Source organism: Burkholderia sp. LMG 13014, from assembly GCF_905232215.1.
GTDB lineage: Bacteria > Pseudomonadota > Gammaproteobacteria > Burkholderiales > Burkholderiaceae > Burkholderia.
The window spans coordinates 13,582-34,365 of the sequence record NZ_CAJNKE010000020.1; the positions used below are offsets into that span (position 1 = coordinate 13,582).

At 64.5% G+C, this 20,784-nt stretch carries 19 protein-coding genes and 1 pseudogene; 9 read left to right on the forward strand and 11 right to left on the reverse strand.

Going from position 1 to position 20,784, the window contains the following annotated elements; all coding sequences use genetic code 11:
- Positions 1 to 177: 177 nt before the first annotated feature.
- The gene (gene parA / locus JYJ84_RS04985; RefSeq protein ID WP_122948363.1) at positions 178 to 840 is read left to right on the forward strand and encodes a ParA family partition ATPase; all 663 of its coding nucleotides are present in this window, start codon (positions 178 to 180) and stop codon (positions 838 to 840) included.
- 23 nt (positions 841 to 863) lie between these two features.
- Positions 864 to 1,925, forward strand: a complete 1,062-nt coding sequence (locus tag JYJ84_RS04990) for a ParB/RepB/Spo0J family partition protein (RefSeq protein WP_122948364.1) — start codon at positions 864 to 866, stop codon at positions 1,923 to 1,925.
- Positions 1,926 to 2,017: 92 nt separating this feature from the next.
- On the opposite strand, the gene JYJ84_RS04995 is transcribed toward JYJ84_RS04990, so the two are convergent.
- Positions 2,018 to 3,385 carry a replication initiation protein gene (locus JYJ84_RS04995; RefSeq protein WP_122948365.1) on the reverse strand — a complete coding sequence of 456 codons (1,368 nt, stop codon included), beginning with the start codon at positions 3,383 to 3,385 and terminating at the stop codon, positions 2,018 to 2,020.
- A 1,821-nt stretch (positions 3,386 to 5,206) separates the two neighbouring features.
- On the opposite strand from JYJ84_RS04995, the gene JYJ84_RS05000 reads away from it, so the two are divergent.
- The gene (locus tag JYJ84_RS05000; RefSeq protein WP_122948366.1) at positions 5,207 to 6,388 is read left to right on the forward strand and encodes a DNA-binding protein; all 1,182 of its coding nucleotides are present in this window, start codon (positions 5,207 to 5,209) and stop codon (positions 6,386 to 6,388) included.
- Between the two features lie 136 nt (positions 6,389 to 6,524).
- Here the strand turns inward: JYJ84_RS05000 and JYJ84_RS05005 are convergent, their stop codons facing one another.
- From JYJ84_RS05005 to JYJ84_RS05015, 3 genes are all read right to left on the reverse strand, one after another.
- Complete coding sequence (locus JYJ84_RS05005) at positions 6,525 to 7,544, reverse strand: tyrosine-type recombinase/integrase (RefSeq protein WP_122948367.1); 1,020 nt, start codon at positions 7,542 to 7,544, stop codon at positions 6,525 to 6,527.
- Positions 7,545 to 7,647: 103 nt separating this feature from the next.
- Positions 7,648 to 8,025, reverse strand: coding sequence for a DUF2471 family protein (locus JYJ84_RS05010; RefSeq protein WP_122948368.1), 378 nt, complete (start codon positions 8,023 to 8,025; stop codon positions 7,648 to 7,650).
- Between the two features lie 140 nt (positions 8,026 to 8,165).
- Positions 8,166 to 8,777 (reverse strand): helix-turn-helix domain-containing protein, encoded by a 612-nt coding sequence (locus JYJ84_RS05015; RefSeq protein ID WP_122948369.1) that lies wholly within the window; start codon positions 8,775 to 8,777, stop codon positions 8,166 to 8,168.
- 161 nt (positions 8,778 to 8,938) lie between these two features.
- Between JYJ84_RS05015 and JYJ84_RS05020 the strand changes: the two genes are divergently transcribed.
- Both JYJ84_RS05020 and tdh read left to right on the forward strand, forming a co-directional pair.
- Positions 8,939 to 10,138, forward strand: coding sequence for a glycine C-acetyltransferase (locus tag JYJ84_RS05020; protein ID WP_122948370.1), 1,200 nt, complete (start codon positions 8,939 to 8,941; stop codon positions 10,136 to 10,138).
- A 13-nt stretch (positions 10,139 to 10,151) separates the two neighbouring features.
- Positions 10,152 to 11,180, forward strand: coding sequence for an L-threonine 3-dehydrogenase (gene tdh, locus JYJ84_RS05025; protein ID WP_011356765.1), 1,029 nt, complete (start codon positions 10,152 to 10,154; stop codon positions 11,178 to 11,180).
- A 442-nt stretch (positions 11,181 to 11,622) separates the two neighbouring features.
- Here tdh and JYJ84_RS05030 read toward each other — a convergent pair whose 3' ends face one another.
- Together JYJ84_RS05030 and JYJ84_RS05035 are read right to left on the reverse strand one after the other, a co-directional pair.
- Entirely contained in the window at positions 11,623 to 12,039 is a 417-nt protein-coding gene (locus JYJ84_RS05030) for a hypothetical protein (protein ID WP_175222701.1), read from the reverse strand.
- Positions 12,036 to 12,680 (reverse strand): GNAT family N-acetyltransferase, encoded by a 645-nt coding sequence (locus tag JYJ84_RS05035; protein WP_175222700.1) that lies wholly within the window; start codon positions 12,678 to 12,680, stop codon positions 12,036 to 12,038. The genes JYJ84_RS05030 and JYJ84_RS05035 overlap by 4 nt, the downstream gene beginning before the upstream one ends.
- Positions 12,681 to 12,862: 182 nt before the next feature.
- On the opposite strand from JYJ84_RS05035, the gene JYJ84_RS05040 reads away from it, so the two are divergent.
- Together JYJ84_RS05040 and JYJ84_RS05045 are read left to right on the forward strand one after the other, a co-directional pair.
- Complete coding sequence (locus tag JYJ84_RS05040) at positions 12,863 to 13,468, forward strand: TetR/AcrR family transcriptional regulator (RefSeq protein WP_175222699.1); 606 nt, start codon at positions 12,863 to 12,865, stop codon at positions 13,466 to 13,468.
- A gap of 63 nt (positions 13,469 to 13,531) precedes the next feature.
- Positions 13,532 to 14,011, forward strand: a complete 480-nt coding sequence (locus JYJ84_RS05045) for a nuclear transport factor 2 family protein (protein WP_069250362.1) — start codon at positions 13,532 to 13,534, stop codon at positions 14,009 to 14,011.
- 490 nt (positions 14,012 to 14,501) lie between these two features.
- Here the strand turns inward: JYJ84_RS05045 and JYJ84_RS05050 are convergent, their stop codons facing one another.
- A complete protein-coding gene (locus JYJ84_RS05050; protein WP_175222698.1) occupies positions 14,502 to 15,587 on the reverse strand; it encodes a tartrate dehydrogenase in 1,086 nt (361 codons plus the stop codon).
- A gap of 127 nt (positions 15,588 to 15,714) precedes the next feature.
- Here JYJ84_RS05050 and JYJ84_RS05055 point away from each other — a divergent pair, with 127 nt between their 5' ends.
- The gene (locus JYJ84_RS05055; RefSeq protein ID WP_175222697.1) at positions 15,715 to 16,638 is read left to right on the forward strand and encodes a LysR substrate-binding domain-containing protein; all 924 of its coding nucleotides are present in this window, start codon (positions 15,715 to 15,717) and stop codon (positions 16,636 to 16,638) included.
- A gap of 160 nt (positions 16,639 to 16,798) precedes the next feature.
- Here JYJ84_RS05055 and argC read toward each other — a convergent pair whose 3' ends face one another.
- Positions 16,799 to 17,746 (reverse strand): N-acetyl-gamma-glutamyl-phosphate reductase, encoded by a 948-nt coding sequence (gene argC, locus JYJ84_RS05060; RefSeq protein ID WP_175222696.1) that lies wholly within the window; start codon positions 17,744 to 17,746, stop codon positions 16,799 to 16,801.
- Positions 17,747 to 17,866: 120 nt separating this feature from the next.
- Here argC and JYJ84_RS05065 point away from each other — a divergent pair, with 120 nt between their 5' ends.
- Positions 17,867 to 18,751, forward strand: a complete 885-nt coding sequence (locus JYJ84_RS05065) for a LysR family transcriptional regulator (protein ID WP_175222695.1) — start codon at positions 17,867 to 17,869, stop codon at positions 18,749 to 18,751.
- Between the two features lie 73 nt (positions 18,752 to 18,824).
- Here JYJ84_RS05065 and JYJ84_RS05070 read toward each other — a convergent pair whose 3' ends face one another.
- The 3 genes and pseudogenes from JYJ84_RS05070 to JYJ84_RS05080 all read right to left on the reverse strand — a co-directional run.
- Complete coding sequence (locus JYJ84_RS05070; protein ID WP_122948378.1) at positions 18,825 to 19,289, reverse strand: hypothetical protein; 465 nt, start codon at positions 19,287 to 19,289, stop codon at positions 18,825 to 18,827.
- Between the two features lie 60 nt (positions 19,290 to 19,349).
- On the reverse strand, positions 19,350 to 20,567 hold the full coding sequence (locus tag JYJ84_RS05075) for a patatin-like phospholipase family protein (protein ID WP_164462759.1): 1,218 nt from the start codon (positions 20,565 to 20,567) through the stop codon (positions 19,350 to 19,352).
- Between the two features lie 129 nt (positions 20,568 to 20,696).
- Positions 20,697 to 20,784, reverse strand: a pseudogene (locus JYJ84_RS05080) (3-hydroxybutyrate dehydrogenase); the annotation flags it as partial.

The following is a 20,784-nucleotide window of genomic DNA, read 5'->3' on the forward strand; positions in this document are numbered from 1 at the left end:
GCTCATCGACGTTTCAGGCGTCCGCCAGACCATCCAATCGAGCCACCGGTCATCGACGGTACGTTTATGCGCATAAACCGATAGCCCGAATGGCCAATGCGTAGTTGTCGAACGACAATTTCATTGAAATTCAAATATCGTCCTGTAGAATTCCAACGACCAAAATAGGAGTGAAAATTGGCCGCGGAAATCATTGCAGTCACTCAACAGAAAGGTGGCGTCGGCAAAAGCACGATTGCCATGCACCTCGGTGCCGCGTTCCATGAAAAAGGGAAGCGCATCCTCGTCATCGACGCAGACCGTCAAAACACACTGGTTCACTGGTCGAGCGCATCTGGCGACAGTGACAACGGTATTCCGTTTCCGGTCGTCAACCTGGCCGAAGCCGATGGCCAGATCCATCGCGAGATCAAGAAGTTCATCAACGACTACGACATCATCGTCGTGGACTGCCCGCCGTCGATCACCGAGAAAGTATCGGGCGTCGTCCTGCTGGCTGCATCGATTGCCGTGATTCCGACGTCGTCGTCGCCGGCCGATTACTGGTCGAGCGTCGGGCTGGTCAAACTGATCCAGCAGGCGCAGGTCATGAACGAAGACCTCCGCGCCGTCTTCCTGCTGAACAAGACCGAAGAGAAGCGCATGCTGACCCGCGAGCTCAAGCGTGCACTCGAGGAACTCGGCTTCCCGTTGCTGAAAACGCAGATCCCGACCCGGGAGGCGTACAAGCAGGCAATGGCGCTCGGGCAGACCGTGCTGCAGATGAACGATCGTGGCGGCAAGCTGGCCGCCGCAGAAATTCGCGCATGCGCCGACGAAATCGTCGCCATGCTGCCCTGACTTTATGCGCACAAAGGAGTCACATGAAACCCTCCCAATTTGCCAAAGGATTCCAAGCGCGCCCGGATATCACGACGAGCGAGAAGCGCACGGCGCTCGATCGACTCAATGCGATCGACGGCATCGTCAAGTCCGAAACGCCCACCCCGGCGCCGACCAAATCCGCGAAGAAAGACATCGCGCCGCCGCCCGCGCCCGAGCTCACGCTCGATCCGTCGATCGATGAAACGGCGCAATATCGCGCGTGGCGTCTCGAGAACCGCTATGCGCCAGGGCAGGTGATCGAGCTGTCGCTGAAGGCGATCAAGCATAGCCCGTTCAATCCGCGGCACTTCTATCTGAAATCGTCGATTGCCGAACTCGCGGTCAACCTCGCGAAGCAAGGGCAGCAGCAGGCGATCCACGTGATTCCGGATTACGACAACCCGGGCACGTACTTCGTCAGCGATGGCGGCCGCCGCGTGCGGGCACTGAAGGAAGCGAACAAGGAATCGGTCAAGGCGATCGTGATCGACGTGCCGATCGGCATCCAGAGCTACAAGCTCGGCTACGATCTCAACGTCCAGCGCGATTCGCAGACGGTGTTCGACAACGCCGTCGTGTGGCGCCGCTTCCTCGACGACAAGCATTTCCAGAGCCAGAAGGAACTCTCCGAGCACCTCGGCCTCGACGAGTCGACGGTGGCCGTCGCGCTGTCGATCGGCAAGCTGCCGGAAACGATCATGCAGGAAATGGTCGCGCGCCCCGATCGCTTCGGTTCGAACATGGCGTATCAGGTCGGCCGCTATCACAACGCGCGCGGCACCGAGGCCACGCTGCGGCTGATCAACAAGATCGTGTCGGACGATCTCAGCACGCGCCAGGTGTCGGACATCGTCAAGGGCCGTGTCGCGGCGCAGGAAACGCCGAAGGCCGCGGGCCGTCAACGCTATGCGCAGCGTCTCGAGATCAAGCTCGGCGGCAAGTCGGTCGGCGACCTGAAGTCGTATGGCGAAGATCGCATCGAATTGCGCCTGCGCGGTCTCCCGAAGGACAAGCGCGACGCGATCCTCGAGCAGCTCGAGCGGATGCTGCTGTCGGAGTGACGGAAACGGCCGGCAGGGCCTGGTGAGGACGCCGGGCCCGCCCGATCGAGGGGCGGGGCCGGCGGCGGCCCGTCAGCGGGCCTGAGCGGGCCTCAGGCGGCCCGCGACTGGTTCAGCGTGAACGACAGCAGATCGCCGTCCGTCGGCTCGCCCCAGGTCCTCTGGGCCAGCCAGTCGAAAAAGGCCGTCTCGGCCAGCTTGGAATCGAGGCCGCGCTTGCGCCAGTCATCGCGCAGATGCGAGCCCATCGTCGGCAGCGCCTCCGACTCGAACGACTCGCGCGCGACTTCGCGCTCGGCGTCGCCCTGCTCTTCGTACAGCACCTTCGCTTCCTTGCGGCGGAACGCAGCGAACTCGCTCAGCAGGCGTGCCTTCAGATCGTCCGGCTGGGCCGCCGTAACCTTCGCGGCCGGCGTGCCGGCAGGCAACGCGTCGACCGATTCGACCGGCGGCGCATAACCCTTCTTCAGTGCATCCTTGAACAACGCCGGCGCGCTGCGCACCGGCGGCAGCGTCGTGCTGCGCATCCGCTGCTCGGTCATCTGCAGCGCGGCACGAATGCGGTTCTCCTCGCTGTCCGCATAGAGCGTCTGCGCTTCCTTCAACGGGATCCCGAGCTTCACCATCCTGTCGACCAGCGTGCTGTCGAACACGTTCGGGTGTTCGTCGAGCGCGAGCATCGGCTGCTTGCGCTCGGTCACGCGGAACTGGATCTCGGCCACCCGGCGCCCTTCACGGTGCTCGATCAGCTCGACGAAGATGTTGGTGACTGCGTTGACTTCCGCGATCGCGGGACGCAGATAGTCGCGCTTGAAGTACTTGTACTCGCGCTTCGCCTCGTCGCCGGCCTCCGTGTCGGGCGTGCCCGACAGGATCGGCCGCCACCATTCCCACGGCTCGCGCATCGTCAGGTGGCTCGGGTTCGTCAGGTAGCGCACGCAGATTTCGTACAGCGCGAGACCGGCGCTGCTGCGCAGCTGGCTCTGGAACTGCAGGCTCAGGCGTGCATACTGAACCGGGTCGAGCAACTTCTTCTTGATCTTCGGCGCGAACGAGAATTCGACCCATACGCGACGGGTCGCCGGATCCTCGAGAATTTCCGCGTCGGCGATCAGCGTCGAGATCCCCCACTTGCGGCCCGGCTTCTGGCTCGACGTCCCGGTGCTCCATTCAACCTGCACCGACACCATGCGGCGCAGGTGTTCCTTCACCAGCGCGGTGTCGTTCGAATCGAAGGCGGAGTTGGCGACGATGTCCGACAGCAGCGCGCGATACGTATCGCCCGAGTCGTCGGCCTGCTGCGCCACGGCCAGCAGGACATTGAACAGCTTGCGAGTGAGGAGCGTGATCTTGCCGCTCTTCGGCTGAATTGCGATCGCCTCGACGGCCTTCCGCAATTCGGCTGAACTGGCACTCACCACATCCACATCGGTTTTCTTGGCGCGCTTCGTCGTGGCCATACGTCGGGTCGGAGGAGAAGTTTTCCGGAAGGATAGCGCCTGCGGTGAAGTGCGTCCAGAACGACATGCTCACCATAGCGGGTGAAGCGCGCGTGCAAAACGGCACTCACCCCAAGCACTCCCGAAAACCCTCACCGCTCCGGATTTGCAGCGTTCCGGACTCGTCCAGACGTGCTGCGGGATGCGCCGATTCACAGAATTTCACCTGTGCGGGATACGTGCGAAATGTGCTCCCGTATCGGCTCACCTTTCGATTTGTCGTAATTTTACGACTGCGCAGCTGTGAGTTCGGCACAGGGTTGCGATCCCACCTCACCGCAGCCCCCGATCGACCGGCATCGGCCTGTATGCATGTACAGGCGCGACTCATCGGGAGATCGCGATCGGGCTCCACATCCCCGAAGACGCCAGCGAAACCGGCCCGCGCGCCTCGATCGGGCCTGCTTTGCCGGCCCGGGCGCGCATTGTACCGTGCACAAACCGTATCAGGTCCCGAAAATACTCACCTTGAGCACAGTGTGTTCATTCGTCTCGATGTCGACGAATGCCCGACACGCGCGGGATTCGCTACCAGAGCCTCCCGAAAACGCTCACCTTACCGAAAAATCGCTGTGCCTTCACCGGCAAGGGAATGACTCCCGAAAAACCTCACCGTAACTGCCTCAGTATCAAAAATCCCAATGCGATCCGATACTTATGCACAGAAGGCATTTGGCTGTGCATCGTCGACATCCCCCGAAAAGCCTCACCTTTCGACCGAAATCCCTCATACGACAACCCTGTGTCAGCCCCCGAAAAATCTCACCTGTGACAAAAAGAGGCACAGCAAAAACGAGATTTCTCCCAGTCCTGGCGGGCTTTTCGGCGGATTCATCGGCTCACGGATCCCGAAAAACCTCACCTTTGACCATTTTTCGGGCAAATACCATTCCCGAAAAGCCTCACCTGTGGCCGTAATCACAGCCTGTGATCCAGGCCCCGAAAAATCTCACCTCAACGGGATCCGGGCAGGAAAACCCGGATTTCCCTCCCGAAAAGCCTCACCTTTAGCGCATCACAGGACCCCAAGCACGCTTTTGCTGTGCAAAATGGCGTTCGTTTCCCGGAAATCCTCACATCAAACCGCCGCGGAGTCCCGTGAAACCTCACCTTTCACAGAAATTGCCCAAAAGATGGGCAGAATCGGGGCGCGAAGAAGGTCCTGCAAATTCTCACCTATGTCTGCACAGGCAGAAAACTGTGCGGTCAGGCACAGCGCGGGTTCTGTGGCTGTGAGGCCCCGAAAAGCCTCACCTTTGGGAAATCTTGTGTTTCACTGTGCTCCCGAATCCGCTCACGACCTTTCCTGCAACGGCTCACGCTGCTCCCTGAACCCCATCACGTCAGCTCCCGCAGAAGATCACCTTGGCTCCCGTAAAACTTCACCTTGTCGGCCGGAAAGCCTTGCAGCATAAGGCTGTGCCGTGGCGTTAACGTTTTTAACTAAGGGTTCAAGGGTGTTTACTTCTAATACTCTCAAGACATCGGCTGACGAGTTTTCCACAGACACCCCAACCCCTGAACACCCACAGGCAATCGGATCCGTGGTCATGTGAAACAAATGCCGAAATTCGGGGTCTGCAGGAAAATGCTTGTGCGCCAAGGACTTGGCTGACTTTCTTCGCTTTGTTTCACGGAATCCTGGACCACAGTCGTCCGGATTGGCTCACAGCTCCGATTTCTGTGCACAGCGACGTAAATTCACAACGTCGAGCCGAAACAAGTATCAATAAATACGTATTTCGTTATGATTGCCACACTTCAATGTCTGTGAGCACAGCGATGACCCTGGACGAAATACGCCAAGCCATTCGGGACGAACTGGAATCGCTGCGTGCGAGCGGTGCGCGGCGGCAGGAATTGTCGCTACATGCATGCAAGCGGTTGTTCTTCGATCTCGGCATCCGGCCGTCGGCGGCCAACGTCCGCGATCTCACCCAAACTGGCAGTGCCAGCGATATTCCGAAAGACATCGACCATTTCTGGGAGCGCATCCGTTCCGCGTCGAAAGTCAGGCTCGACGGTGCGGCAATCCCGAAGGCCGTCGAGGAAAAGGCCGGTGCGTTGCTCGGCGCACTCTATGAAGAAGCGTTGAAGGCGGCACGAGACAGTCTCGATGGCGATCGAGAACAGGTTCGCGCCGGCGTTGCCGACGCCGAACAGCGGTTGCGCGACGCAACTGTCCGCCAGGAGACGCTCGAGGGCGCGCTCGCGCGGGGCGAAGCGAAGAACGAGCAACTGCAGGCTCGCGTGACCGAGCTCGAGGTCCAGCTCGCGTCGCAAACGACGCACGGTTCGGCAAGCGAAGCGACGTTGCTCACCACAGTCGCTCGACTGGAAAAGGAACTGGCCGCCACCGCCGGCCGTGTCGAGGCCGAGCAGGCGCAGAACGCCACGCTGCGCGACCGCATCGATGCGCTGCAAGCCGAACTGCAGCAGCGCACCGAGCACTATGCGCAGCAAATCAAGGACGCGGTGGCTGAAGCCGAACGCCGCGTCAAGCCGATGCTGGTCGAGCTGGACTCGTTGCGCAGCATGGCATCGACCTACCAGAGCGGTTTGCGCGACGTTCAGCGCAAGGAATTCGATTTCCTGCAGCAGCTGAGTTCGGCGAAGGCGCGCGCCGACCGGCTGGAAGAACAGTTACGCAGCCAGGGCGATGAACTGGAACGTGCGACGCGCGATGTGAGTTCACTGCGCGCGAGCCGCGGCATGGATCCGGAAATCACCGCGCTGATCCGCCGCCTCGCCGATGCCGGGCAACTGGATGCGGAGGCGTTTGCCGCGATCGGCACCTCGCTGGATCACGAGATTCCGGTGCCGGCCCATTGCCCGCATTGCGATGCCGAGCCGGAACTGTCACATGGTGAAGAGGGTTTTGAAGTGGCGTGCCCCGAGTGTGAACACGCTTCCGGCGCATGGCCGTCCCGATTCGAAGCCGTCGCGCACTTTGCGCACAGGTGACGCTCGGATCGGCTGCACCGCACAGGTGAGACGATCCGGGGAGCTTGAGGTGAGGTTTTTCGGGAGCTGTGAAACGGTGAGGCTGCACTACGCAAGGCTGCTCACGGATCGCTTCGCGTGAGCAGCCGTTTGGCGATCAGTGAGTTTCGTCGCTGTCGGACGCGTCACCGTTGCTGTCGGCCAGACCGTCGCGCCAGTTCTTCCATGCGCGATGCAGGCGGTTCGACGAGATCGGCCGCATGAAGCCCAGCCATTTGCCGACCCGTTCGGGCGGCACGTCGTGCTCGAACAATTCGGCCGCGTAGGTATTGCGCAGCGTTTGCGGGCTCGCGCGCGCGGTGCGCGACGACGTGAGCCCGGCGGATTCGACGATCGCGTCGATGGCGCGCAGCATCGTCGCCTTGTGCATCGGCCGCCCGGCATGGGATGCCGGGAACACGAGCTCGCCAGGAATCTCCTGGCGCTTGCGCTCGGTGAGCCAGGCTTCGAGCAGCGCGATCGCGAACGATGCCAGGTGCGTTTCGCGTGCGAAATCCGGATGCGTCGACTCGATCTGCAGCGACGTTCCACTCGTATTGATGCAACTAATCGTGAGCGCGCGCGCTTCGCCGGTTTTAATGCCGGCACCGAGAAATGCGGCAACGAGCGCGCGGTCGCGCCGCTCCTTCCAGTAGGCGGAACCGGATACGCCGATCGGCGAAAACAGGTACGTGAGCAACGTCGAGCGTTCAGCAGGCGTGAGGAAACCGGTGGGTTCGTTGTCGCGCGCCTTGCGCCAGTTCGCTTCGCCATCCTGAGCAATGAACCGGGCCGGGTTGGTCGATGCATATTCGGTGCGCCGGATGTGGTCGAGCACGCGCTCGATCAGCCGCAAATAGCGCATTCGCTGGGTTTTTCGGATCGGCAGTTCGCCGACGAAGTTCGCGATGGTCGCGGTATCGACGGTTGCCAGATTCTTCTGGTGCGCACGCATCCACGTGAGAAACGCGCCCCATTGCGCGCGATAGACATCGGCTGACGAACGGCGATAGTCCTGCATGGCAAGCCATGCGTCGAAGGCGGCTTCGGGCGAGGCGATCCAGTCGGATGCGCCGCGGTCGAACAGGTCCGTTTCTTCCGGGCGTGCTGGGGTGTCGGGAGAGGCGGGAAGGGACATGTGATTTATTCCGTTAGTTGCGTATATGGTAGCCCTTTCCGCAACGTCTCGGGCTGCAAGAGGCTGGACAAGGTCGTGGCGCGAGGCGGCCCGTGGCGGGCAGTCAGTCGCCCCACGCCTTGGACGGGCGGTGAGCGCGCTCGCGAGGCGCCGTGTCGTGCGGCGTTGCCGCTGCTTCATACGCGAGAACCGCGAACGAAAAAACGGCGGGCAGCGCATTCGAGCGCCCGAAGTCGATCGGATCGTCCGTTTCGGGAAACGTCATGTCCAACTGCCGTTCGAACAATTGACGCATGCCGGCCTCGTGCCGGCTGGCGAAGCCGAGATCGGCGAGTGCTTCGGCCTCGATGGCGTGCAGCAGGCGCCACGTCAGCGGGACGCGCTGGTGGATGTAGCGCCCGGCGATATGCCGGACGATCAGCTCGAGGTCGTGCGCGGCAGCCTTGAAGCTGAGCGCGGCCAAATCTTGTTCTTCTGTCATTGCAGGCTCCTGTCGACCAGGCGGGCGCCTCGGTGCGCCAGCTCCGGCCCGTGCATGGCGGAATGTCCGTATACTGTACAAACATACAGTGTTTTCCGCAACCGGCCTGCAATTGGCCCTTTGGCCAGCTATCCGCGCCGTCAGCGATGTATCACGATCAGCAGTGCCCGCGCCTCGGCTTTGCCGGGATTACGGATCGCGTGCGGCTCGTCGGCCGGGTAACGCGCGGTGTCGCCTACCTTCAGGCGCCGGCTGGCCGCCGCGGCTTCGATTTCCATCGCGCCCTGCAGCACGGTGAGGTGCTCGCGCGTGCCGGGCTCGTGGGCGTTCGATATCAGCGCGCCGCCGCTCGGCAGCGTCAGCTCGTACCACTCGAATTTGCCCGCGAGGTCGATCGGGCCCCATACGCGCAACTGGTACCGGCCGTCATGGCCGGCGAGCGTCGGAATGTCGTGCGGGCCGTCTACGCGGATGGTCTCGGGCGCCTTCGGCTGCGAGAACAGCTCGTCGAGCGTGATGCCGAGCGCGTTCGTCAGCCGCCACGCCACGGCGATCGTCGGGTTGGCTTTGTCGCGTTCGATCTCGGAGAGCATCGATTTCGATACGCCCGCCGCGCGCGACAGGTCGTCGAGCGTCAGCTTGCGTTCGGTGCGCAGCCGCTGGATCTGCTCGCCGACACGCGGCGGCGTTGCGGCCGGCGGTTGCGGTGCGGCGCTGGCAGGCGTGCGCCGCGAACCGGAGGAACTTGCCATTTGGATTCCGTTCGCTTAGAGTTGTTCGATATTTCGAATTCTAGTTCGGAATATCGGATAAATGCGGTCAACCGAACGACCGACTATAACAGTAGCAGGCCGTTGCGCCGCCGCCACGAGTGGCGCGTTGCGGAATGCGAAACCCTGTCAGGAGCTTTGCGATGCGTGATGCCTTTCTCGCCCAGGTGCGCGGGACGCTGGACCAGATCCGCGCGGACGGTTTTTACAAGACCGAGCGCGAGATCGCGAGTCCCCAGGCGGCGGACGTGCGGCTCGCCGGCGGTGCCGGCGTGCTCAATTTCTGCGCGAACAACTATCTGGGTCTGGCGAACGATTCGCGCCTGATCGATGCGGCGAAGGCCGGCCTCGACCAGGACGGCTTCGGCATGGCATCGGTACGCTTCATCTGCGGCACGCAAACCGTGCACAAGCAACTGGAAAGCGCGCTGGCCGCATTTCTCGGCACCGAGGACAGCATCCTCTATTCGAGCTGCTTCGACGCGAACGGCGGGCTGTTCGAGACGCTGCTCGACGAGAACGACGCGGTGATCAGCGACGAACTGAACCACGCCAGCATCATCGACGGCGTTCGCCTCTGCAAGGCGAAGCGCTTCCGCTACAAGAACAACGACCTGGCCGACCTCGAGGCGAAGCTCAAGGAGGCCGATGCGGCGGGCGCGCGCCACAAGCTGATCGCGACCGACGGCGTGTTCTCGATGGACGGCATCATCGCCGATCTCAAAGGCATCTGCGATCTCGCCGATCGCTACGGCGCGATCGTGATGGTCGACGATTCGCACGCGGTCGGCTTCATTGGCACGCACGGCCGCGGCACGCCCGAGCACTGCGGTGTCGAAGGCCGTGTCGACATCATCACGGGCACGCTCGGCAAGGCGCTCGGCGGCGCATCGGGCGGCTATGTCGCCGCGCGTCGCGAGGTGATCGAGCTGCTGCGCCAGCGCTCGCGCCCGTACCTGTTCTCGAACACGCTCACGCCGAGTATCGCCGCGGCATCGCTGAAGGTGCTGGAACTGCTCGGCAGCGAAGAAGGCGCGAAGCTGCGCGAACGCGTGCGCGAAAACGGCGCGCGGTTCCGCCAGCAGATGACCGAAGCGGGCTTCACGCTGGTGCCGGGCGCGCATCCGATCATCCCGGTGATGCTCGGCGACGCGCAGCTCGCGACGAACATGGCCGACAAGCTGCTCGACGAAGGCGTCTACGTGATCGGCTTCTCGTTCCCCGTCGTGCCGCGTGGCCGTGCGCGCATCCGTACGCAGATGAGTGCCGCCCACACGCCCGAGCAGATCGACCGGACGGTCGCCGCGTTCGTGCGCGTCGGCAAGTCGCTCGGCATCATCTGACGGAGGCGCGATCATGAAAGCACTGGCAAAGCTCGAACGCGGCCCCGGCCTCACGCTCACGCGCGTGAAGCGTCCGGAAGTCGGCCACAACGACGTGCTGATCAAGATCCGCCGCACGGCGATCTGCGGCACCGACATCCATATCTGGAAGTGGGACGACTGGGCGCAGAAGACGATTCCCGTGCCGATGCACGTCGGTCACGAATATGTCGGCGAGATCGTCGAGATGGGGCAGGAAGTGCGCGGCTTCGCGATCGGCGATCGCGTGTCCGGCGAAGGCCACATCACGTGCGGCTTCTGCCGCAACTGTCGCGCGGGGCGCCGGCATCTGTGCCGCAACACGGTCGGCGTCGGCGTGAACCGCGAAGGCGCGTTCGCCGAGTATCTGGCGATTCCGGCGTTCAACGCGTTCAAGATTCCGCCCGAGATCTCCGACGATCTCGCGTCGATCTTCGATCCGTTCGGCAACGCGACGCACACTGCGCTGTCGTTCAACCTCGTCGGCGAAGACGTGCTGATCACCGGCGCGGGCCCGATCGGCATCATGGCCGTCGCGATTGCGAAGCACGTCGGCGCGCGCAACGTCGTGATCACCGACATCAACGACTACCGGCTGGAACTCGCACGCAAGATGGGTGCGACGCGCGCCGTGAACGTCGCACGCGAGTCGCTGCGCGACGTGATGTCCGACCTGCACATGACCGAAGGTTTCGACGTCGGCCTCGAAATGTCGGGCGTGCCGAGCGCGTTCACGAGCATGCTCGAGGCGATGAACCACGGCGGCAAGGTTGCGCTGCTCGGCATTCCGCCCGCGCAGACGGCGATCGACTGGAACCAGGTGATCTTCAAGGGGCTCGAGATCAAGGGCATCTACGGTCGCGAGATGTTCGAGACCTGGTACAAGATGGTCGCGATGCTGCAGAGCGGCCTCGACCTGTCGCCGATCATCACGCATCGCTTTGCGGCCGACGATTACGAGAAGGGCTTCGCCGCGATGTTGTCTGGTGAAAGCGGCAAGGTGATTCTCGACTGGACGGCCTGAGTGCCGAAGGGGCGGTGCGGCGTGTTCGCCGCCTGCCCCGTTTTTGTTTTACGCCTGCGTTCGCGAGTCGAAATACGCGAATCCGGGCTCAAGGTGAGATTATTCGGGAGCTGTGTTTGCACGCCGAATCGCGACGCGATCGCACATCGGTGACCTGCAATCGCTCGTTCACTTCACCTGTCGACAGTCGCGTCGCTTCCCGCCATCCCGCCATCCCGCCATCCCGCCATCCTGCCATCCTGCCATCCTGCCATCCTGCCGTTCGGCACCTGCTCCCCTCTTCCGAGCACTTCCCTGTTGGTGTGCCGCGTGATCATTCGTTACGCAGCCCGTGCGATGCCGTGCCGACTCGCGGCATCAACCGTGAGCCTTCAAGCCGCGTTGCGACTCACTCATGCGCGAGGCGATCGACATCAATCGATGTTGATCGGTGCGCAGACGGCTACTTGATCCGTTCACCGTTCAACCCCCGCGGGTCGAGCTGAAGACTCAACACGACGAGCCAGCGCTTCGGACACTGCGGCGCAACGTCGACCGGGTCGCCGTGCGCGCCGGGAGCGGTGACGAACCCGTGTTGCGCCGCGTATTGATACGCGCGCAACGCATCCGCCTGCAGCCAGAAGCTGACGAGCGCGCACGTCACGAAGCGGAACAGCAGCACCGTCGCGGCATCCGGTGCGAAACCGGCTATCACCAGCAGGTTTTCGAACGCGAACGCCAGCGCTTGCGCGACCGCGATCGTGAGGATCGTCAGCTTCAACACCCCGCGCAGCCGCCGCGCCGCACGCAAGCGAGCCTGCCGGGTGGCGAACCGGGTGTGATCGTCGCCGCCTTCGCGCTTCGGCATATCGCGTTTCATGACGCCGCACCGACATGCCGCGCGACGTCGATCTGCGTCGTGTCACCGGTAACGGCAACGATGCGAGCGTCCGTGACACTGACGGATTTGCACAGGATCGTGCTGTCGTAGTTGTGCTCCGGAAAGCGCATCACGTCGACCGGTTGAAATCCTTCGCGGCGATAGAAATCGATGAGCCGGATCGCCGCGTATGGCGCGTCGAGTGCGAGGTGCGTTGCGCCGCGCGCGGCGGCTCGCCGTTGCGCGAACGCGAGCAGCGCACGGCCGATACCGCGATCCTGCCAGACAGGATCGACCGCCAGTTGGCCGAGCGTCGCGACGTGCCGGCTGCGGTACGGATCGCAGCGGGAATCGGGATCGTGCGAGCGCATCGTCATCGTCGCGACCAGGTGCGCATTGCCGAGCGCGACGAAGCATTCGCCGGTGAGCACGCGTTCGCGCGTCGCCGAGGCCGGCTGATCGACGCACGGGCAGTTGAAACCCAACGCGCCGAGCGGTGCGAAGGCGCGATGCAGCAGCGCGGTCAACGTGTCGTACGAGTCGTTGCGCGGGTCGAAGCGCCGCACGACGACGCGGCCATCGAGCCGCTTGGCATAAGCCGCATAGGCACGCGCGGGGCGCGCGGTTTCCGGTCGCTGCATGATGTCCTTTCGCCCAGACAGGGTGACCGAAGTGTAGTGAGCGTCGTGCGTTCGCTTCAAGAAAAAATGTCGTAAACGCGGCGGGCTGCGTCGCGCGGCCAGGCCGCGATTCAGCCCTCTCGCCGACAGGGCTTTTTCACATGGGTGTTGACGATGGAGAACGATCGTTCTACCGTAAACCCATGAACACACCTCACGACCCCTCCGGCGAACCGGGCGTTCGCGACCGGCTGCTCGATGCGGCCGAAGCGCTGATCTATTCAGGCGGCATCCATGCGACCGGCGTCGATGCGATCGTCAAGCGATCCGGCGCGGCACGAAAGAGCTTTTATTCGCATTTCGAATCGAAAGAGGCGCTGGTGGTGGCCGCGCTCGAACGTCGCGACGAGCGCTGGATGCGCTGGTTCGTCGATGCGACGCTGGCGCGCGGCCAGGCGCCGCGCGTGCAGTTGCTCGGCATGTTCGACGTGCTGCGCGACTGGTTCGGGCAGCCCGATTTTCATGGCTGCGCGTTCCTGAACGCGTCGGGCGAGATTGCCGATGCCGACGATCCCGTGCGCGTCGTCGCGCGTGAGCACAAGGCACGCCTGCTGGCATTCGTGCGCGAGCGCTTCGATGCGTATGCCGACGAAACGGGAATCGAGCGCCGCGGGCTCGCGCGCCTGGCGCGCCAGTGGCTCGTGCTGATCGACGGCGCGATCGGCGTGGCGCTCGTGACCGGCGATGCAAGCGCCGCGCGCGATGCGCGCGCAACGGCCGAACTGCTGCTCGACGCGGTATCGCGGTAGTCGAAGCAGCGATTCCGAACCGGCCGCGGGCGTCCGCGGCCAGAACCTCAACAGGAGCACCCCATGTCCGCTTCCCCCGAAGTCCGTCCGCCCGTTCCGCCCTTCACGCTCGAAACGGCACGCCAGAAGGTGCGTGCCGCCGAGGACGGGTGGAACACGCGCGACCCGCAGCGCGTGTCGCTCGCCTATACGCCGCAAAGCCGATGGCGCAACCGTGCGGAATTCGTGACCGGCCGCGACGAGATCGTCGGGCTGCTGCAGCGCAAGTGGACGCGCGAGCTCGACTACCGGCTGATCAAGGAGCTGTGGGCGTTCGACGGCAATCGCATTGCGGTGCGCTTCGCATACGAATGGCACGACGACGCCGGCAACTGGTTCCGTTCGTACGGTAACGAAAACTGGGAGTTCGACGAAAACGGCCTGATGGCGCATCGCCACGCGAGCATCAACGACCTGCCGATTCGCGAGCAGGATCGTCTCTATCACTGGCCGCTTGGCCGTCGTCCGGACGATCATCCGGGGCTGTCCGATCTCGGGCTGTGACGGGCGCGTCGACTCGACGGATCGGCGCATGCATCACCGGGTCTCAACGGTGAGGAAATTCGGGAGTTGATGCGCTGAAGGTGAGATTTTTCGGGACGAGGTGAAATGTCGCGTCGGACTGTGTGCTGCAAGCCGTTCGACGCGGCATCGTCCCGGGCAAAGCGGACAGGTCGCACACGTTGCCAGCGTGTGATGCACGTATCGACATGCAACGGTGTGCTTCACCGCGTGATGCCTCTCACCGATCGCACAGGGTTGGCAGTGGATTGGCGATCGGTGTGCACGCGCGTGATGTGCAACTCACCGATCGCGTTCGTGTCGACACCGGAGCGTGCGAACCGTGCGCATTGCGGCGTGACGTTGCTCACCGCTCGACTTCATCGCGCACGAATCGGAATCCCTACGAGTGCGCAAACGCATTGCGTGTTGCTCACCGCACGCGATTCCCGCAGTCGCTGCCCGACGCGTGCGATCGCGCCGGGCGTGATCGTCAGCCCGCGATCCGCGCGGCGATCGCCTCGCCCACTTCCTGCGTGCCCGCGTTGCCGCCGAGATCGCGCGTATGCGGCCCCGTGCGCAGCACGTCCTCGATCGCGGCGACGATCGCATCGTGCGCTTCGCGTTCGCGGCCCGCGCCGTTGCCGAGGAAGTCGAGCATCAGGGCCGCCGACCAGATCATCGCGACCGGATTCGCGATGGACTGCCCCGCGATGTCGGGCGCGGAACCGTGCACGGGTTCGAACAGCGACGGAAACTTGCGGTCGGGGTTCAGGTTCGCCGACGGTGCGATACCGATCGTGCCGGTACAGGCCGGCCCGAGATCCGACAGGATGTCGCCGAACAGGTTCGACGCAACGACGACGTCGAAGCGGTCCGGCTGCAGCACGAAGCGTGCACACAGGATGTCGATGTGCTGCTTGTCGACGGCGATGTCGGGATAGCGTTCGGCCATCTCGGCCGTGCGAGCGTCCCACCACGGCATGCTGATCGCGATGCCGTTGCTTTTCGTCGCGACGGTGAGGCGCTTCGCGCGCCGCTGCGCGAGTTCGAACGCGAATTTCAGCACGCGCTCGGTGCCGTGACGCGTGAAGATCGACTGCTGCATCACGATCTCGCGATCGGTGCCTTCGAACATCGTGCCGCCGACCGACGAATACTCGCCCTCGGTGTTCTCGCGCACGATCATGAAATCGATGTCGCCCGCGCGGCGGCCGGCGAGCGGCGACGGCACGCCGTCGAACAGGCGCGCGGGCCGCAGGTTGATGTACTGGTCGAACTCGCGGCGGAATTTCAGCAGCGAGCCCCACAGCGAAATGTGATTGGGCACGGTCGCGGGCCAGCCGACCGCGCCGAACAGGATCGCGTCCATGCCCGACAACTGCGCCTTCCAGTCGTCGGGCATCATCTTGCCGTGCTGCACGTAGTAGTCACAGCTCGCCCAGTCGATCTCGACGAAGTCGAAGCGCACGCCGAAGCGTGCGGTCACGGCATCGAGCGCGCGCAGGCCCTCGGGCATCACTTCACGGCCGATGCCGTCCCCGGGAATGACGGCGATCCGGTAAGTCCTGTCGTTCATGCGAGTGCTCCTCCTTCATCGTGGGTCGGGCCGCTGCCGGGGTGACGCGCAGCGGATCATGGCGCCATTCTATTTATTTCCATCCGGATTAAAATCGCGCGAAAGGTTAATCGACTTTCCACGAATCGTGAATAAATCGCCGAATCTCGACGACCTGCGCGTGTTCAGCCTGGTCGTCCGCCTGACCAGCTTCAGCGCGGCCGCCGAGCAGCTCGCGGTATCGCCCGCGTATGTCAGCAAGCGCATCGCGTTGCTCGAGGCGCAGCTCGGCACGCGCCTGCTGCATCGCTCGACGCGCCGCGTGACGGTCACGGAAGCCGGCGAACGCGTGTACGCGCGCGCCGAGAAGATCCTCGACGACGTCGATCATCTCGTCGAGGACGTGTCGACTACGCGCACGGTGCCGCGCGGCACGCTGCGCATTTCGAGCAGCTTCGGCTTCGGCCGGCACATCGTCGCGCCGGCGCTGCTCGACTTCACCGCGCGCTATCCGCAGCTGAACGTGCGGCTCGATCTGTTCGACCGGCTCGTCGATGTCGCGGGCGAAGGCTATGACCTCGACGTGCGCATCGGCGACGAGATCGCCGATCACCTGATCGCGCGCCGCCTCGCCGCGAACTACCGCGTGCTGTGTGCATCGCCCGACTATCTCGCCCGGCGCGGGTCACCGCGCTCGCTTGCGGATCTCGCGTCGCACGACTGTCTTGCCATCAAGGAGCGCGATCACCCGTTCGGCGTGTGGCGGCTGAACGTGCGCGGCGAAACGGCAACGGTGAAGGTTGGCGGGACGCTGTCGACGAACCATGGCGAGGTGGCCGTGCAATGGGCGCTGGCCGGGCGCGGCATCGTGTTGCGCTCGATCTGGGAAGCCGGGCCGCTGATCGAACGCGGCGTGCTGTGTCGTGTGCTGCCGGACGCCATCCAGCCCGCGAACATCTGGGCCGTGTATCCGGAACGCGTCGCGGCGTCGGCGAAAGTGCGCGTATGCGTGGATTTTCTGGCGGAGACGCTGGCCGGCTTGAATGCCGCAGCGGGTGACGAGATAGCCTGAAATCGGCGAAAGGTGAGATTTTACGGGGGCATGTGCCGGACATCGGCGGGCCCCCGTTTCCGGCTCGCCACAGCGTCGCGAGCCGGTGGCGTTCAGCCGGCACCGACGCATCGGCGGCCGCGATGTGTCGGGCCGGCCGGCGATGGTGCCCGCACGCGGCTTACGCCGCTTTCGCCGCACCCATAGCGTCAAGCATCAGGTCGAGATTCTGCACGGCCGCACCGGATGCCCCTTTGCCGAGATTGTCGAACACGGCTGACAGCAGCACCTGGCCGTGTTCGGCATTGACGAACACGCCGAGCCGCAGGTCGTTGGTGCCGTTCAGCGCTTGCGGATCGAGATGCGTGATCGCTTGCGTTTCCGCGAGCGGCGTGACGTGGACGTGACGCGCGCCGGCGTAATGGTGCGCGAGACACGCATGCAGTTGCTCACCGGTCACGCCGGCCGGGAGCAGGCGCAATTCGATCGGTATGGTGAGCACGATGCCTTGCCGATAAGCACCGTACGCCGGCACGAACAACGGGCGGTGCGCCAGACCGGCGTGCAGCTGGATCTCGGGCGCATGCTTGTGCGCGAGTGCGAGGCCGTAGACCTGCAGCGGCTTCGCGTGCGAAGCGCCGTCCGATTCGAAGGCGTCGACGGCCGCCCGCCCGCCGCCCGAGTACCCGGAGACGGCATGGATGCTCACCGGGTAGTCGCGCGGCAGCAGGCCGGCCCGCTGCAAGGGCCGCAGCAGCGCGATCGCGCCGGTCGGGTAGCAGCCCGGATTGGTGACGCGCCGCGCATGTGCAATCGCCTGCGCGTGCCCGTCGGCCATCTCGGGAAAGCCGTAGACCCAATCCGGCTGCGTGCGATGGGCCGAACTCGCGTCGATCACGCGCACCGCCGGATTGCGGATGAAGCCGACCGCTTCGCGCGCGGCCGCGTCGGGCAGGCACAGGATCGCGATGTCGGCTGCGTTGATCGCTTCGGCGCGCCGCACGGGATCCTTGCGTTCGGCGTCCGGCAGCGTGACGAGCCGCAAGTCGGTACGCCCGTGCAGGCGCGCGTGGATCTGCAATCCGGTCGTGCCTTGATCGCCGTCGATGTAGACAGTCGGGTCGCTCATGATGGTCGCACTCCTTGCGTTCGGTCGGCGGTAAAACCGTATCGTCCATCGAACGCCTAGAATAGGAAAAGTTGAATTTACTGACTGCCAGATTCAGCTTTACTGAACGAAGGGGGAAGGATGCGGGAGATCAGCCTGGACCGCCTGCGCACGCTGGTCGCAATCGCGGACCACGGGTCATTCGTCGCCGCGGCGCAGCTGCTTCATCTCGCGCCGCCGACCGTCAGTCTTCACATTGCCGAACTGGAAAGCCGCGTCGGCGCGCCGTTGCTGTCCCGCACGCGTGGAAACGTGCGGCCGTCGCCGATCGGTGAAGTGCTGGTGGAGCGCGCGCGCCGCCTGCTGGCGGAGGTCGAATCCACGCTGGACGATGTGCAGCGACAGGTGCAGGGGCTGACCGGACGGGTACGTCTCGGCGCGTCGACCGGGGCGATCGCGCACCTGTTGCCGCAGGCGGTGGCCCGGTTGCGCGAGCAGCATCCGGACATCGATGTCCAGATCGCAGTGCTCACGTCGCACGACACGCTGGCGCGCATTGCGCAGGGCACGCTCGATGTCGGGTTGGTGGCGCTGCCGCAGACGGCGGTCGCGGGGCTGTCGATCCGCGCGTGGCGGCGCGATCCGGTGATGGCGTTTCTGCCGGCGGACTGGCCGCTTCCGGCCCGCGTGACAGCCGGCTACCTGGCCGCCCGCCCGCTGATTCTCAACGATGCGACCACGCGGCTGTCGCGGCTCACGACGGAATGGTTCGCGCTCGGCGGCCATCGGCCCGAGCCGCGGATCGAACTCAACTACAACGATGCGATCAAGAGCCTGGTCGCGGCGGGTTACGGCGCGACGCTGCTGCCGCACGAGGGCGGTGCCCCGCTACCCGATGCACGCATCGTCATGCGGCCGTTGCGTCCGGCGTTGTGGCGGGAACTGGGGATTGCCCATCGGGCGGGACCGGTCGAGCGTGCGACGCAGCACGTGCTCGACGCGTTGTGGGCGCTGAAGGCGCGATAGCGCGTGGAACGATGCGGGATAGCCGGTGCGGCGGTTCGTGCCGGGCGCACCGGCGCATCCGCCGCGCGCCGTTTCAGAGCCGATTGTCCTTCGCGAGCGTCAGCACGCGCGCCCAGCGTTGCGCATCGCGCTTGTCCATCATCGGCAGCTTCCATTCGCTGCGCACCGTATCGCGCACGTGCACGACGAGATGCCAGCGGCCGCCGATCGGTGCGGCCTGGCAACCGTCGAGCTGCGACAGCGTATAGCGGCCGTCCGCGCCGTCGTGCGACAGCCACAGCAGCCCCTGCGTCGCGGACACGCGCAGCTCGCCCCATGCGCGATGCACGACGTGGGTCCAGCCTTGTTCCTTCGTGTTCGGTGCGATGTCGCGGCGGCGCTTGATCCACCAGGCGATCAGCGCGATCAGGATCGCGGCGGCGAGCACGGCGGTCGCGATCGCGACCGGCTGGCCGAACTGCGCCGCGATGACGTGAAACAGGTGAACCGCGCCCCATCCGGCAGCGATGAGCGCGAAGAGTGCGATAAAAATCGGCATGTCGAATCGGAAAAGAGGACGGACCGGCGCAGGCATCGCGCCGATCCGTCGCGCACGGCATTACCGCTTGCGGTGAATGTCGTGCGTCACGAAGCCCGAGTCGTTGTTGGGCAGCGCGAGGCCGTCCTTGACTGCGAGCGTCTTGCGGATGTCGTCGAGACCCGCGGACCAGTGGTCGCGCATCGTCGACAGACCGAACTGATAGTCCTTGTAGTGATGCTCGTACGCCTTCTGCTGATAGATCAGGTGCTGGATGTTGTACTTCTTGCTGCACGACATCGCATCGGCTTCGACACACCACGGATCGGCCTTGCGCTGCTCTTCCGGCACCTGGTCGAGCACGTGGCGCAGCACGTTGCGGTAGCGCTGTTCGCGCTGCAGCGTGTCGGTGACGAAACGCGTGCGGCTCGAATACTGCACGTCCTTCGTGCGCTCGGCGACATCGGCCATCGAGCGCGGCAGCGGCCCGCGCGCGCTCCACAGATCGACCTGGAACGCGAGCGTGTCGCGGCGCGGCCGGGCGCGCAGCACTTCCATCAGCGGCGTGTTCGACACGACGCCGCCGTCCCAGTAGTACTCGCCTTCGATCTCGACCGGCGGGAACGCGGGCGGCAGCGCGCCGGACGCCATGAAGTGCTCGGGCGCGAGGCGGGTGCGCGTGTTGTCGAAGTACACGAAGTTGCCGGTGCCGACGTTGACCGCACCGACCGACACGCGCGTCTCGCCCGAGTTGATCCGGTCGAAATCGCACAGCTTCAGCAGCGTCGCGCGCAGTTGCGACGTGTCGTACCAGCTGATCTTCTCCGGATGATCGGACACGCCCGGCACCGGCGGCGGAAAGCGCGGCACGAAGAATCCCTGCTGGCCCTGCATCATCGCGCTCGCGGCCTGCGACGCGGTGAAGAACGTGCGGATCTGGTCGATGCTGTTGAACAGCGCGAATTCGAATGCGGCCGGAACCGTCGGGAAAAACGCCGGCTTGCAGATCGTTTCCCAGAACTCGCGCAGCCGCTCGACGCGATGCTCGGGCGCATTGCCCGCGATCAGCGCGGTGTTGAGCGCGCCGATCGAGATGCCCGCGATCCAGTCGAGCGGAACGCCCGCCTCGTGCAGCCCTTCGAACACGCCGGCCTGGTACGCGCCGAGCGCGCCGCCGCCTTGCAGGACGAGCGCGATCGTCTCGTACGGCAGCGTGCGCGCGGCAGTCGGTGCGCCGGCCTCGTGATGCAGGTCCGCCGCATCGACGGCCTGTTTTTCTGTTCGGGCGTGCGGTTTCATCAGTTCTCCGAGAAATCCCGCCATGGATGGCGGAGACGGATGGCGTGACGTCCACGGACGGCACGCCATCACGAGTAGTGAGAATAGGCGGTGATGCGGGAATCGCCTCCCTGTCGGGAGGCGGGGACGTTACTGCATGAACCAGCCGTGGCTGACGATGAACGACTGGCCCGTGAGCGCGGCGCTCGGGAAGGCCGACAGGAACAGCACCGTCTGT

Bases quoted from the DNA above. Each gene is read 5' to 3' on its own strand.
- JYJ84_RS04990 (WP_122948364.1), top strand. From the start codon at position 864: ATGAAACCCTCCCAATTTGCCAAAGGATTCCAAGCGCGCCCGGATATC.
- JYJ84_RS04995 (WP_122948365.1), bottom strand. From the start codon at position 3,385: ATGGCCACGACGAAGCGCGCCAAGAAAACCGATGTGGATGTGGTGAGT.
- JYJ84_RS05000 (WP_122948366.1), top strand. From the start codon at position 5,207: ATGACCCTGGACGAAATACGCCAAGCCATTCGGGACGAACTGGAATCG.
- JYJ84_RS05005 (WP_122948367.1), bottom strand. From the start codon at position 7,544: ATGTCCCTTCCCGCCTCTCCCGACACCCCAGCACGCCCGGAAGAAACG.
- JYJ84_RS05010 (WP_122948368.1), bottom strand. From the start codon at position 8,025: ATGACAGAAGAACAAGATTTGGCCGCGCTCAGCTTCAAGGCTGCCGCG.
- JYJ84_RS05015 (WP_122948369.1), bottom strand. From the start codon at position 8,777: ATGGCAAGTTCCTCCGGTTCGCGGCGCACGCCTGCCAGCGCCGCACCG.
- JYJ84_RS05020 (WP_122948370.1), top strand. From the start codon at position 8,939: ATGCGTGATGCCTTTCTCGCCCAGGTGCGCGGGACGCTGGACCAGATC.
- tdh (WP_011356765.1), top strand. From the start codon at position 10,152: ATGAAAGCACTGGCAAAGCTCGAACGCGGCCCCGGCCTCACGCTCACG.
- JYJ84_RS05030 (WP_175222701.1), bottom strand. From the start codon at position 12,039: ATGAAACGCGATATGCCGAAGCGCGAAGGCGGCGACGATCACACCCGG.
- JYJ84_RS05035 (WP_175222700.1), bottom strand. From the start codon at position 12,680: ATGCAGCGACCGGAAACCGCGCGCCCCGCGCGTGCCTATGCGGCTTAT.
- JYJ84_RS05040 (WP_175222699.1), top strand. From the start codon at position 12,863: ATGAACACACCTCACGACCCCTCCGGCGAACCGGGCGTTCGCGACCGG.
- JYJ84_RS05045 (WP_069250362.1), top strand. From the start codon at position 13,532: ATGTCCGCTTCCCCCGAAGTCCGTCCGCCCGTTCCGCCCTTCACGCTC.
- JYJ84_RS05050 (WP_175222698.1), bottom strand. From the start codon at position 15,587: ATGAACGACAGGACTTACCGGATCGCCGTCATTCCCGGGGACGGCATC.
- argC (WP_175222696.1), bottom strand. From the start codon at position 17,746: ATGAGCGACCCGACTGTCTACATCGACGGCGATCAAGGCACGACCGGA.
- JYJ84_RS05065 (WP_175222695.1), top strand. From the start codon at position 17,867: ATGCGGGAGATCAGCCTGGACCGCCTGCGCACGCTGGTCGCAATCGCG.
- JYJ84_RS05070 (WP_122948378.1), bottom strand. From the start codon at position 19,289: ATGCCGATTTTTATCGCACTCTTCGCGCTCATCGCTGCCGGATGGGGC.
- JYJ84_RS05075 (WP_164462759.1), bottom strand. From the start codon at position 20,567: ATGAAACCGCACGCCCGAACAGAAAAACAGGCCGTCGATGCGGCGGAC.